At 43.8% G+C, this 13,922-nt stretch carries 10 protein-coding genes, 1 tRNA gene and 1 riboswitch; of the genes, 8 read left to right on the plus strand and 3 right to left on the minus strand.

Translation table 11 applies throughout. The features are described from left to right. The first annotated feature begins 85 nt into the window (after window positions 1-85). Window positions 86-1,225 carry a hypothetical protein gene (locus tag HYN43_RS28995; RefSeq protein WP_119407304.1) on the plus strand — a complete coding sequence of 380 codons (1,140 nt, stop codon included), beginning with the start codon at window positions 86-88 and terminating at the stop codon, window positions 1,223-1,225. Window positions 1,226-1,417: 192 nt separating this feature from the next. Here the strand turns inward: HYN43_RS28995 and HYN43_RS29000 are convergent, their stop codons facing one another. Beyond that, entirely contained in the window at window positions 1,418-2,218 is an 801-nt protein-coding gene (locus HYN43_RS29000) for a DUF5995 family protein (protein WP_119407305.1), read from the minus strand. Between the two features lie 216 nt (window positions 2,219-2,434). Continuing rightward, window positions 2,435-2,548, plus strand: a riboswitch (SAM riboswitch). 93 nt (window positions 2,549-2,641) lie between these two features. Between HYN43_RS29000 and HYN43_RS29005 the strand changes: the two genes are divergently transcribed. From HYN43_RS29005 to HYN43_RS29025, 5 genes are all read left to right on the plus strand, one after another. Then, window positions 2,642-3,211 (plus strand): TlpA family protein disulfide reductase, encoded by a 570-nt coding sequence (locus HYN43_RS29005; RefSeq protein WP_119407306.1) that lies wholly within the window; start codon window positions 2,642-2,644, stop codon window positions 3,209-3,211. Between the two features lie 388 nt (window positions 3,212-3,599). Next, window positions 3,600-6,782 (plus strand): SusC/RagA family TonB-linked outer membrane protein, encoded by a 3,183-nt coding sequence (locus HYN43_RS29010; protein WP_119407307.1) that lies wholly within the window; start codon window positions 3,600-3,602, stop codon window positions 6,780-6,782. 5 nt (window positions 6,783-6,787) lie between these two features. After that, window positions 6,788-8,224, plus strand: coding sequence for a SusD/RagB family nutrient-binding outer membrane lipoprotein (locus HYN43_RS29015; protein ID WP_119407308.1), 1,437 nt, complete (start codon window positions 6,788-6,790; stop codon window positions 8,222-8,224). Between the two features lie 43 nt (window positions 8,225-8,267). Beyond that, window positions 8,268-8,339, plus strand: a tRNA-Cys gene (locus tag HYN43_RS29020). Between the two features lie 189 nt (window positions 8,340-8,528). Next, entirely contained in the window at window positions 8,529-9,464 is a 936-nt protein-coding gene (locus tag HYN43_RS29025; RefSeq protein ID WP_119407309.1) for a PIG-L family deacetylase, read from the plus strand. A gap of 2 nt (window positions 9,465-9,466) precedes the next feature. On the opposite strand, the gene HYN43_RS29030 is transcribed toward HYN43_RS29025, so the two are convergent. Continuing rightward, window positions 9,467-10,684: an MFS transporter gene (locus HYN43_RS29030; RefSeq protein WP_119407310.1), complete on the minus strand. Its 1,218-nt coding sequence runs from the start codon at window positions 10,682-10,684 to the stop codon at window positions 9,467-9,469. Window positions 10,685-10,860: 176 nt separating this feature from the next. Then, window positions 10,861-11,559, minus strand: a complete 699-nt coding sequence (locus HYN43_RS29035) for a DUF2461 domain-containing protein (RefSeq protein WP_119407311.1) — start codon at window positions 11,557-11,559, stop codon at window positions 10,861-10,863. 173 nt (window positions 11,560-11,732) lie between these two features. Between HYN43_RS29035 and HYN43_RS29040 the strand changes: the two genes are divergently transcribed. Next, window positions 11,733-11,954: a YdeI/OmpD-associated family protein gene (locus HYN43_RS29040; protein WP_119407312.1), complete on the plus strand. Its 222-nt coding sequence runs from the start codon at window positions 11,733-11,735 to the stop codon at window positions 11,952-11,954. A gap of 283 nt (window positions 11,955-12,237) precedes the next feature. Next, window positions 12,238-13,851, plus strand: a complete 1,614-nt coding sequence (locus HYN43_RS29045; protein ID WP_119407313.1) for a tetratricopeptide repeat protein — start codon at window positions 12,238-12,240, stop codon at window positions 13,849-13,851. The last annotated feature ends 71 nt before the right edge of the window (window positions 13,852-13,922 follow it).

Genomic DNA, 13,922 nt, shown 5'->3' on the forward strand with positions numbered 1-13,922 from the left:
CCGCCAGGGTGTTGTTGTTGCCGATGCTGATAAACAAGCGCGCTTTAATCCCCATCGTACAACAATAACGGTTTAAAAATTTGCCATGAAAACCTTTAACATAAAGTATCTTTTTACTGCTTTCTCCATCGTAGGTTTTATTTTTTTTACCTCTACGGCTTCTGCACAGCTATCGGCTTCGCTAAGGATCAAGAATAGACTGCCCGATACACTGCTGCATAATATTATTGATGATAATTATACCGCGGCCATTACCAGCCCGAAAGCTGATAGAAAATTAAGCGCCGAGAATATAGCCAGCTTTGAAAGTAATATAGAAAGGCAGCTGGATACCCGTGCAGGCAGGGAAAAATTACTCGAATACCTAAAAGATCTGAGCGATAACAACAGCGATGAAGTTGCCTACAACCAGGCCAGAGCGCGGGGCTATTACAAACTGGCCAGCGTATTTGCCAAATTAAGGATGTATCCCCTGGCTATGAAGTGTTTTTTTAAAACGATGGGCTACAAGCAAAAGGGGCAGACCAAGCCGGATTCGCTTGTGGCGGATACCGCGTTTAGGTTTAACGGCAATGCCCTTACCATTAATGCCTCCGATGATTCGGTATTTGTAAATAACCCGGTTCAGATCAAAGATAAGAAGGAAAAAAAAAGCAAATCCATCACTTACAACCGTATCCTCAATACATTTAACGATGGTAAAAAGGCTGCCGCGTATGCCCTGCTGTTTCATGTTAAGCAACCAAAACCGGGCAAGCCAACGATATTTGTTAGGGCCAATACCGGGCATACTTTTATTACGCTTATAAAATATAATACCGATTCAACCTCGGTTTCGGTGTCGTTTGGGTTTTATCCTATTAAGGATAATATATTTTCGGCCACGCCATGGGAACCGGAAACAACCGGCGGCTTCAAAAATGATTCAGACCATCACTGGGATGAGGTGATGGGCAAGTTTATCACCGAGCGGAAATTTAAACGTATCCTGAAATTAACCCAACGTTACGAGGGGTTGGAATACCATCTATCTAAAAACAACTGTACCGATTTCGCTTTGCAGGCCGCGGCTTTCGCGGGCTTTGGCGTAACCAGTTCTAAAGGATCATGGCCGCTGGGCAGTGGTAATAATCCGGGTATAACCGGGCAGAGCATTATTGCAGGTGGCGTTTATGATGATGATAATGATGATGTGTTTGTAAATTTTGATGAGGCGGTTAAGTAGATTCCAGCTCTTGTTAAAGATATGAAAAAGCAGGGCCTTGTGCGATTCCCTCCCCTGGGAGGGTGTAGGGAGGGGTTTCATCGCCATGCATGTTGATTAGCAGGGCATGCAAACCCCTCCCTGCCACTACACAATCCCTCGCGCCACTCCCCAAGGAGGGAATTAAAAAAAATCTCCGATTGTGGCGTTACTCTACCCCGCCTTCACCTCCATTTTATCATCCACACTAAAATATTTCTTCTGATCTTCCTGTAGTAATTCAATCACCTTAGCTGGGTTTTTCCATTCAAAAAGATGGATGAGCCAAACCGTAAATCTTAAAAAGCCGGTTTGGTTAATGAGGCTTTTGCCTATGGCCAAAACATTTTGGTCGCGGGCTTTGATCTCGGTTGGTCTGTCGGCTATTGTCTTGGCGTATAGTTCTTCGGCAAAACACCAGGCACCGTCGCGGGCATTATCGATACTGAATTGGATGAGTACCGAATTGCTGTTACCCGCGTGCAGGCCAAGCAGGGAGAGTAGGGGTGACGACCTGTCAATTTCGCTTAGCACCTGGTAGGTTAATGAGGATATGATGGTATTGATCATATTGAAATCATTATGCAGATCCTGCATGGGCTTATCTCCTGATACTTCAACGGCCGCTACGCCAAGATCCAGGTTGATGTGGGCATTCATCCCCAATAACAAATGCTGTAAAATTAAAGGTGAGGAGCGTTTTGCTGTTTCAAACGCGAATTTCCAACAGGCCGAAGGTTCGGCACCCTGCTGCCACAAAGTATAAGCTTCCAGGTAGCGGTTAGCGAAAATAACATCCAGTTTTTCCATCCGTGGGCCATCCTGAAACTGCCCGTTCCTGATGCCGTCGCGTACGCTGGCGGTCACCTTATAGTACAAAACCGCGAAGTAACCGAGGCGGCTATCGCGTTTTTTGCTATCATCAATAATAGTTTGCAAAGCGGTTATCACTTCATCAATGCTTGTTGCCTGCATAAGGTAGGTAGGTTTTAATTGTTGGTTAATGTGCTGTAATATAGTTGAATAACAAATGTGATGCAAGCCTTGTAACGTTTAAATAATGAAACCCGCAATAGCCCACCACGTAATTTAAATGTCATTTGAAAGAAAAATATAATTAAATCTATAATATCTATATAAATAGTAGATTATTTATCTATATTTGCATCATCAAATGGTTCTTTAATATTTTAATTATCAAGAAAGACTGAGGGAAAGGCCCTGTGATGTCTTAGCAACCTGTAAGCCCATTGTTATAAAGGTGCTAATTCCTGTCTGCCGGTTTTATGGCAGAGAAGATAATAAAAGTAAATAGCGCATGATTTACATACCGTGCATCTTCTCCTTTTATTCTCCGTTTTTCCTGATAATTAGATATTAAGGTTAATACTTACAACGATGAATATTAAACATCTACTTTTTACTTTCTCGCTGGTTGTGGCCACGGCGTTTGCATCGGCCCAAACAAAAACAGCTGCAAACCCTGCCGATGTGGATAGGGGATATATAGTTAAAGTTGGCGATATAGCTCCTGCCGATTTTGAACTGGCACTTACTGACGGCACTAAAACCTCATTAAAGCAACTGCGCGGCAAGGTGGTGATACCGCAGTTTACCGCAAGCTGGTGCAGTGTATGCCGCGAAGAAATGCCCCACCTGGAAAGCGATATATGGCAGACTTATAAAGATAAGGGCCTGGTGCTGATAGGTGTTGACCGCGATGAGCCGCTTGAAAAAGTAAAAGGATTCCACCAGCAAATGAACATCAGTTATCCGCTGGCACTTGATCCCGGTGCTGATATTTTTGGCCGTTTTGCCAATAAAAAAAGCGGCGTAACCCGCAACGTGGTTATAGATAGGGATGGTAAAATAGTGTACCTCACCCGGCTATATGATAAGCAGGAATTTGCATCGATGCTTAAAGCTGTTGATGCCCTGGTGAACAATAAAACCGCATCATTAAACTAAAACTATAAACACTATGGTGGCCGGCTGTGCTGGTCGCCATTTGCAAAACACTAATCTATCTGCATATATAATTATACTATCGTCATGAACAAAACCATTACCACCGTAGCACAAAGCGGCCTGGTTCCTGCCTCAAATTCATCATTGCAGTTTGCCTGCACAACCTCCTTTTTAAGTATGCAAAGCATGCGTTGTTGCTGTTGATCCTCATCAGCGGGCTATAAACGCTAAGCCTTCAGTAGCTTAACCGCAACTATCAGCCTCAACAATCAATCAAATCTTTACGGTTTTCAAAGCTTTTGGGCAGGGTTTAACAAACCTGTGTTAGCTACTGCTATGCCTTGTTTAAGCTGTATCGGTATTAAAAATCAATCACAATTATTTGATCATGTTAAAAATTTACAAAGTATTACTGGCAGTTTTATTGCCATTTATTCTCATCCAAACGGTTGCGGCGCAATCTGTTAAAATAAGCGGAGTGGTAACCGCCAAAGCTGATGGCCTGCCGCTGCCGGGCGTAAGCGTATCGGTTAAAGGAAAAAATACCGGCGGCCAAACAGATGTAAACGGAAAGTTTTCGGTTACAGCCAATGTTAATGATGTACTTAGGGTAGCTTATATAGGTTATACCACGCAGGAGATCCCGGTAACTTCAGGCACAGCTTCGCTGAATGTGGTATTGATTGAACAGCCTAATGCCCTTAACGAAGTGGTTGTAACGGCATTGAATATCTCGAAAGATAAAAAATCACTGGGCTATTCTGTTCAGGGCTTAAAGTCAAAAGATATCTCCGAAGCTAAAGAAACCAACTTTGTTAATGCCCTTGCAGGTAAAATTGCCGGTGTGCAGGTTACCAACAGCCAGGGCGATATGGGTTCGTCACGTATCGTTATCCGCGGCGAAACTTCTATCTCGAAAGATAACCAGCCATTATTTGTGGTTGATGGTGTTATTGTTGATAACAGCCAGATCCTGGGCACAAACGGATCAAGGGATTTTGCCAACGCGTTATCCGATCTTAACTCGGAAGATATTGAATCGGTAAGCGTACTGAAAGGCCCTAACGCGGCAGCTCTATATGGTTCGCGCGCGGCGGCTGGTGTTGTGTTGATTCGTACCAAAACAGGTAAAGGTGCCAAAGGGCTTGGCGTTACCGTAAACTCAAACACCAGTTTTGCCAACGTAAATATCCTGCCAGATTACCAGAACCAATACGGACAAGGCTCGAACGGTAAATTTAGCTATGTTGATGGTAAAGGCGGCGGTGTTAACGATGGTGTTGACGAAAGCTGGGGGCCTGCATTGGATGGCTCTTTGATCCCTCAATTTAATTCAAACGGACAAGCGGTTCCTTTCGTAGCCCATCCAAATAACGTGCGCGACTTTTTCAAAACAGGCGTTACGCTTAACAATGGCGTAGCTATAGCAAGCAGTACCGAAAAAAGTGATTTCAGGGTATCATATAATAACCTGCACCAAACGGGCATTGTGCCAAATACATCGCAAGGGCGTAACTCTTTCGCGTTTAATTCAAGCTATCGCATCAACAATAAATTAACCGTAAATACTATTGTTAACTATATTAAAGATGATGCTGATAACCTGCCAGGTACTTACGGAAAACGCGCTACCAGCACCATGCTGCAGTTTACGTGGTTTGGCCGCCAGGTTGATATCAGCCAGTTAAAAAATTACAAAGATGCCAATGGCAATACTTTTAACTGGAATAACAGCTACTACAGCAACCCATACTGGTTGGCTTATGAAAACACAGTTGGGCAACACAAAAACCACCTGATAGGTAGTATCGAATTGAATTACAAAATTATTGATGGCCTATCGGCAAACTTCCGTACCGGTACCGATTATTATAATGATCGCCGTAAAATTAAAGTAGCCTTCGGAACTAACGGCACACCTTTCGGCTCGTACGAGGAAGATGCTTATGCCGTAAACGAAAACAACACTGAAGCCAGGTTACAATACACCAAAAAACTGAATAATGACTTTTCACTGGATGTATTTGGTGGTGGTAACATCGCTGTAAAAACAATCGAACAAAACGATCAGATAGCGCCGAAACTGGCAGTGGCCGGCTTATATACGCTCACCAACTCGCGCGATCCGCTGGTTTCAAGCAACAATTATGATAAGGTTAAAACGTACAGCTATTTTGCATCGGCCCAGGTTGGTTTCAGGAACTACGCGTTTTTAAACTTTACAACCCGTAACGATTGGTCGTCAACTTTACCTAAAGACGCCTTATCTTATTTTTATCCATCGGTAAACGGTAGTTTGGTATTAACTGAAGCCCTGGATATTAAAAGTGATATACTAAGTTATGCCAAAGTAAGAGGTGGCTGGAGTAAAGTTGGTAAACCGGCATTGGCTTATCAATTAAAAAACCTTTTCACCACTTTGGCTCTGTTTGGCGGTTACCCGCAGCAAAGCATTTCTACAGTGGATCTGAACCCTAATCTGAAACCCGAAACAACTACATCAGGCGAAGCCGGTTTTGAACTGGGATTTTTTAACGACAGGATCCACCTGGATGTAAGCGCGTACAACACCAACAGTGTTAACCAGATAGTAACGGTAGATGTTAGTCCGTCTACAGGCTTTAGCCAAAAACTGATCAACGGCGGCAGTATTAACAACAAAGGTATCGAGGTGCAGTTAGGCTTAACCCCCATTAAATCAAAAGGCTTTACCTGGGATATCAACACCAACTACTCGTTAAACCGCAGTAAAGTGGTTAAACTCGATGCCGAAGGCCGTTTACAGAGCATTGTATTGGGCAGCGACCGTACCGTGCAGGTATTGGCGGCATTAGGCCAGCCTTATGGTACATTGTACGGTAATGCTTACCAACGTAACCCGCAGGGGCAGATCATTATTGGTGCCAACGGTACACCGGTTATCAATCCAACCAAACAATACCTGGGCAAATTTACCCCGAAATGGCTGGGAAGCATTAACAACAGCTTTACCTATAAAGGTATAAACCTGAGCTTTTTGGTTGATGCCCGTTTTGGCGGATCGATCTATTCAAACACCAACCGTACCGGTACTTATACCGGCGTATTGGCCTCAACCTTGCCGGGCCGTGGTGCTGCTAACGGTGGTTTAAGCTATTACTATCCGGGTAACAATACATCGGCCGCTGCCGTGCAGGTTACCGGTGCGGCCCCTGCAGGTGTAACTGTATATAACGATGGTATGATATTTAAAGGCGTTAAGGCCGATGGCTCGCCAAACACAACTATATTACCTGCTCAATCATACTATAAAGGGTTTACCAATGTTGATGAGGCTTTTGTTTACGATGCCTCTTATATCAAACTTCGCGAAGTGAAGTTAGGCTATAGCCTGCCTGCCAAATGGATCAAAAAAATAGGTTTCCAGGGTGCAACCTTCTCAGTAGTTGGTCGCAACCTGTGGATCATTCACAAAAATGTGCCGAACATCGATCCTGAAACCGCCTTCAATGCCGGCAACGCCCAGGGTTTAGAAGATTTAACCCTGCCTACCGTGCGCAATATTGGCTTTAACGTAAACCTTAAATTTTAATCATCATGAAACTTAAATATCTAAGCATATTATCCGGCGCGGTTTTATTATCGGTAACATCGTGCAAAAAGGAACTGGTAGACATTAATGTGAGCCCCAACGGTTCGCAAACCGCACAGCCCGATTATCTGTTAACCGCCGCTACCAAAGCTACTGCCGATACTTACTGGGGTGTGGCCAATAACCTGGATGCCAGTTTGCTGTTTGTACAGTACTGGGCCAAAATTCAGTATACCGATCCCGACAGGTATATCTACACTAACAGCGCTTTCCAGGAGTTGTGGACCGTGGGCTACTCAAAAAGCATTATAAACCTGAACGAGGTGATCAAAATTGCCGACGCACAAAGCAACACTAATTATAAAGGCGTAGCACTGGTTTTGCGGGCATGGACTTTTAGTTTGCTAACTGATGCTTTTGGTAATATCCCATACACGCAGGCTGCCAATATTAAACAATATGTTACGCCCGCTTATGATAGCCAAAAGGATGTTTATTTTGCTTTGTTAGATGATTTGAAAGCGGCTCAAACGGCGCTTAATCCATCGGGTAAAGCAATAGCCGGCGATATAGTTTACGGCAATAATATCGCATCGTGGAAAAAGTTTGCCAACTCGTTAAGGCTCCGTATCGCTTTGCGAATTGCTGATAGGGAACCTGCTAAAGCCAAACAGGTGATAGCCGATATTCAGGCCGAAGGAGGTTCGTTCATTAGCTCGAACAATGAAACGGCGCAGTTTACCTATATTGATTCGCCTAACCAAAACCCGGTGAGCAATTTGTTTGATACGCGCGATGACTATCGCATCAGTAAAACCATCGTTGATAAATTGTTTACCCTGAATGATCCACGCTTAGCTGTTTACGCCGCTAAAACGCAGGATGCTACACCGCAAACTTACGTTGGTATCCCAAATGGTTTGTTAGTAGGCGATGCCAGTAACCTTGGTTTCACCAAAACTTCAAAACCGGGTACCTACTTTAGGGCACCGCATGCACCTGCCGTGATATTAAGCTATGCCGAAAGCTTGTTTGACAGGGCCGAAGCTGCTGCCCGCGGTTTCACTACCGAAGATGCGGGTTCATTGTACGAGCAGGCGGTAACCGCCGCATTAACCCAATACAGTATAGGTACCGCGGATATAGCAGCTTATTTAGCTCAACCGGCAGTTAAGTACGATGCATCCAACTACAAAAAATCAATAGGCGAGCAAAAATGGATAGCCTTGTTTGGCCAGGGACTTGAAGGCTGGACAGAATGGCGCAGACTTGATTACCCGGTATTGCAACCTGCCGTTGCCGGTACTTTGGGCGGCAAAATTCCTGTAAGGTTTATTTACCCGGGAACGGAGCAATCGCTTAATAAAACAAATTACAGCGCAGCCGTAGCCGCACAGGGTGCTGATGTGCTTACCACCAAATTGTGGTTTGATGTAAACTAAAAATAAAACGGCGGTTACAGTTCAATACTGTAGCCGCCAATAAGGCGGAGTGGCCGAGTGGTTAGGTGGGGGTCTGCAAAACCTTTTACGACGGTTCGATTCCGTCCTCACGCCTCATGTTGGAGCTGAAAGCGGAAGGCGTAAAGCTTAAAGCTGTTTAGGATTAACGAAACTTAAACACCACGTCATTGCGAGGAACGAAGCAATCCCCGATAAGCCGAGCGGCTATGCAAGTCTGCCCTGTAAAGTTGGGGGTTGCTTCGTACCTCGCAATGACGATGGTTTAATAATAAATATCATCAGAGTGAAAAAATACATCTTGTTATTGGTAATGGTGATTGGCTTGGGTATTAATACACCCCATGCGCAAACCATCGTATCCGCACCCCGCGCCCTTGTAGTGATAGCGCACCCAGATGATGAAAGCACATTTTCGGTAACGCTATACAAAATAGCCAAAGAGCAGCACGGCATTGTTGATCTGTTTGTGATCACCAACGGTGAAGCAGGCTACAAATATTCAACCCTTGCCGAAGACTATTATGGTGTGAAACTTACGGATGAACCTGTAGGCCGGGCTAACCTGCCCCGTATCCGTAAAAAGGAACTGGTTAATGCAGGTAAGATTTTGGGTGTTAATAAATATTATTTTGAAGATCAACTGGATGCTCATTTTACGCTTGATGAAAAAGAACCGCTGGATACCAGCTGGGATGTCCCCGCCGTTAAAAAACGCTTGAACCAGGTATTAAAAGCAAATCACTACGATTACGTTTTTACCTTATTGCCAACTGATGATACCCATGGAGGCCATAAAGCAGCTACAATTTTGGCGATAGATGCGGTGAAAGAATTGCCCGCCCAAAACCGACCGATAATTTTAGGCGCAACCACAACCAATAAAATAGATGCAGTGAGCCGCTTTATATCTTACAAAGGATATTCGGAAACACAAACCGTAGCAGATACAGCGTTGTTTAAGGTTGATCGTACAGCATCATTCAGCTATAAAAACCGGTTGAACTATAAAGTGATAGCCAACTGGGAAATAGCCGAACATAAATCGCAGGGTTTTACGCAGATGAGCATGAACGATGGCGATTGGGAGCAGTTTTGGTATTTCGCGGTGAACGATAAAACCAACATCCAAAAAACTGCCGATTTCTTTAATAAGCTCAATATAACTCCCTGTCCCGTTAAAACTTATCCGGAAACAAAACCTGTTTATACCAAGTTTTAACCTTAAGCAGCTGCCGCTAACAATGAAACTTTAGCTTCCTGTTTTTTATTTAAACGATGGATAAAATACATACCAATAGCCGATAACACGATCAATATCATGTAGCTGTAACTCAGGTTCCGCTCATCATGTGCCGGGATGAAGTATACAATACCATAGGTTAAGAATGATAGCAAAACATACACACCGCCGCCGGTTAAACCACCTGCAATGCCCGCGTTTTTAGGGAAGCGGCTCATGCTGTAAGTGAAATAGTTGTTATAGGTATAACCTGCGCAAACGTGAATTAAAAACGCAAAGGCTACCATGGCATACAACCCGTTTACAAATTTCAGGCTGATGATCATGATGCTTACCAACAGCAACTGCAGGGTGATGTTAGTGGCCATTTTTTTGAAGAACGGGCGCTCGATAGTAGCTTTGCCAATGAAGCCGCCAACCATCCAGGCTAAGCCTAATATCAGCGAACAATATCCGGCGATAACAGGGGTAAGGTGCAATTGATGCTCAATAATGTAAGGCCCCGTCATGTTGTAAACCATCACCATCGAGTAGGCAAAACACAGCATCAGCAGCCCAAGCGTAAAATCGGTTGAGCGAACCATGGTGCCGTACACAGCCGTAATTTTTTGGAGGTGAAATTCGGCAGGCTTCTTTAATGTTTCGCCGCTGAAGATAAACTCAAGCACGGCGATCACCAATGCCAGGCCTCCTAAAAAGTAAAAATTATACTCCCAACCTAAAGCGCTTTCCAGGTATCCACCCAAAAAAGGCGCTACAATTGGCCCCGCCGACCAGATAATGGTAAACAAACTGAGGTAATGTTTTAGCTGCTTATCCTTATAAACATCCACAAAGAATGCCCTTTTTGATACTACAATAAGCGCCACAGTAATACCATGGATGACACGCATCAGGTACACCACATAAATATTATGTGTTAAAGCGATAACAAAACTGGCTGCCGCAAACACCAGCAAGGCCACCAGGCTAAAGCGGTAACGGCCAAAACTATCCAATATGCTACCGATAAAAAGCTGTGAAATACCGTAGCTGATCAGGAAAAAAGTAAGTGTCATTTGCACCTGCAGGCTGCCGGCGTGCATGCTCAACCCCATGCTGGGTAATGAGGGTATGTATATATCTGTGGCAAAGCCCGATAACGGTATGAGGGAAAATGCCAGGAGAGTGGCAATTTTTTGATTTTTATCTTGTAACATCGCACCAATGGTTATAGTCCGTAACGGCCTTTACAAGGGTGTGGATAGATTTGATCTCATCGACGCCCCGGCCGATAATGGCGCGAAGTTAAGCAATGAAAAGATGAATTTTTTGCTAAAATGGCAACGTTGATACGTTTTTACTTAAAAGTTATAATTGATAGCCTCGCTTACTTTTAAATGATCTCGATGCCGTTAATATCAGTGCTCAGTACCTCGCTCATGTAATCGAAAAACGGGCGCATGGCTTTAAAGCCTTCGTTCATTTTATATAAAAAATCATCGCTCAGTACTTCTTCATCGGTAAACCGCCTGCGGAGTAAAAACTGTTTGTAACGTAGCAGATCTATGGCTTCGTTATCGGCATCGAAACCTTTTGGGGTGGTTTTGAGCTGTTCGCCCTCCAATTGTCCGAAATTGCTAATGAACAGATCGCTGTTTAGGATCTCTCTTAATCGCGTGGCATCGTAAGCTATTTCCTCCCTTATTCTTTTCAGGTCATCAGCATTTGGCCCCCAAAAGCCGCCGCCAACAAAGCTGTTGCCCGGTTCAATGTGGAAGTAGTAGCCGCCCCTGCGGCTTTTACCGGCACGTTTAAAGCCGCCGCTCCAGTTGGTTTTAAAAGGCGTTTTATCAAGGCTAAAACGGGTATCGCGGTAAATACGGTGAAGGCTCTTTTTGCCCGATGGAGTTTCGATCACATCATGTACGTTCATCAGCCTTAGCAACTCGCCGGCAAATAGTTCAATGTTTGCAAGCTCTTTCAGGTAAGTGGGCTTGTTGGCATTGAACCAGTTGCGTTCGTTGTTTTCTCTTAATTGTTCAAGAAAATTAAGGTTGGATGGTTGTATAATTGCTGATGTTTCTTTTGTCATAACAGATGTTGTACCGGTTAATGGCAAATATATTATCGCTATGCTATATATTTTAGCATAGCTTTAAAAATTACAGGTTAATGATCCATTAAACATTGATCATTTCAAATTTTTAATACCGTAATGATGTATTACATTTGAAAAAATCAGACAGATATAACTGTTAAGCTTATATGCTAAAAAAAGGAGAACATATTGAAGGCACGCCTGCCGAATTACAGGTGTTATTAGATCAGGATGTCGAGGCGAATGAATTTTTTGAAAGCCTCTCAAAATCATACAAACAAGGCTACTGCGATTGGGTAGGATCGGCCAAACAGGAAGAAACCCGTAAGGTTAGGGCCGATAAAGCGATGATCATGCTTAGAAATAAGCAGAAGACTTTGAAAACCTGAGTTTATTATCCATATACGTCCGTCATGCCGAACTTGTTTCGGCATCTCACAGGACAGGTAGCCCGCTTTGCTTAGCAAGGTTGCTTAGCGAGTGGGGTGCTGAAACAAGTTCAGCATGACAAAGCGGGAAATGTCATGATTTCTTTAGATACTTCAGTTTCCCACTCGGGATCACACCTCCCTCGTTTATAATGTTTTAAGCCTGTGTTGTTTCTTAACATTAACTTAATATAAAAGCACGTCATTTGTTAATTATGCTGTCATAAAATCAGCTGATTAGCAAATGTTTAAACGCTTCTGTTTCCTTATCGCAGTTTTTAGTTTCCTGTTGTCAAGCTTAACTTCCCATGCCGAAGATGATAAGCTGCTCTCCATCCACTCCCTTAGCCAAAAACATCCGGATTCGGCGCTGATCATCTTAAAAAAGATCTACGCCCGCGCTGTGGATAAAAACGATGGCGTTGCCGAAGGCATGTGCCTGCAGCAAATGGGCGAGATTTGCTTTAACCAGGGCCACTATGCGCAGGCTTTGGAGTTTTACCTGCATGCCGATAAGGTTTTTAATAAGATCAATAACCCCAACCTGTTGGCCGCTAACATGGGCGAAATGGGCGTTTTATACTACTACAACAAACAGGTAGGCAAATCGCGGCAGATGTATAATAAGGCATTGGCCATCTACAAAAAGAATAACAACCTTAAGGGGCAGGCTGCCATTTTCGGCAACATCGGTCACCTGTACGAGAAAAGCCACCAGTACGATAGTTCATTCTATTATCAAAACCTGGCATTAAAAAGCTATAACCAGGCAAACTATAAACAAGGCGCAGCTAAGATTTACGAAAACCTGGGCAGTGTATATGAAGATCTGGCCAAATACGATTCGGCTTATGTAAGCTTTAACCGATCGTTGCAGTTGTATAAAGAAGATCATAACGAAATAGGCTCGATAGAGGTGATTAACAACCTTGGTGATATCCTGCGTAAAACCGGCAAGTATAAAGAGAGCATCGTCCAATCGCGCCGGGCTATGGAGTTGGCCCGGCAAACGGGTAACATCTACCAGCTGGCATCCTGCAGTAAAGATCTGGGAAAAGTTTATGAACTGATGAACCAAATGGACAGCGCTTATCACTATGCCGAGCTAAGCCGCAAATACTCGCTCGAAGTGTACTCGAAAGATGGCGTTAACCAAACCGCCTTTTTGCAGGTGCTGTATGATATGAATAAAAAGAGCGATGAAATTAATCGCCTCAATAACGTGCGTAAACTAAACCAGGTGATAGCTATTGCCGGGGTTATTGTGGCGGTGCTCATCATCATTCTTAGTCTGGTTATCTTCAGCCGGCAACGATTTAAAATTAAGGAGCAGCAAACGCTGGCCCGGCAAAAGGAAGCCGAGCATGAACTGGTACAGGTGCAATTAAAAAATCAGCAACTGGAAGAGGAAAATCTGAAACAGCAGCTCGAAATAAAAAGTAAAGAATTATCAACCCATACTTTAAACCTCATCAAAAATAACCAGTTTCTGGAGCATTTGCGTACCACCCTGCACACCATGGTAAAAGATGATAAGCGTGATCAGAAAAAGCAAATGCAACAACTCATCTCGCAGATAAACGACAGCTTTAACCACGAGCAATACTGGAAAGAATTTACCGCCGCCTTCGAGCAGGTGCACCAGCAATTTTTTGATAACATCCGGGCCTATAGCAACGAACTAACCTCGGCCGATATGCGGCTCATCGCCCTGCTCCGCATCAATCTTAACTCCAATGATATCGCCACCTTGCTGGGGATTTCGCCCGATAGCCTGCGTGTTTCGCGTTACAGGCTGCGTAAAAAGCTCAGTATTCCGCAGGGAGATAACCTTACAGCCTTCATACAGGCTTTATAATAGCGTTACATAAGCATCATTTTTTATGGGTTTTTTAATCTAAAATACGGCTTAACAATTTGTTAATGTAA

Source organism: Mucilaginibacter celer, from assembly GCF_003576455.2.
GTDB classification, from domain to species: domain Bacteria; phylum Bacteroidota; class Bacteroidia; order Sphingobacteriales; family Sphingobacteriaceae; genus Mucilaginibacter; species Mucilaginibacter celer.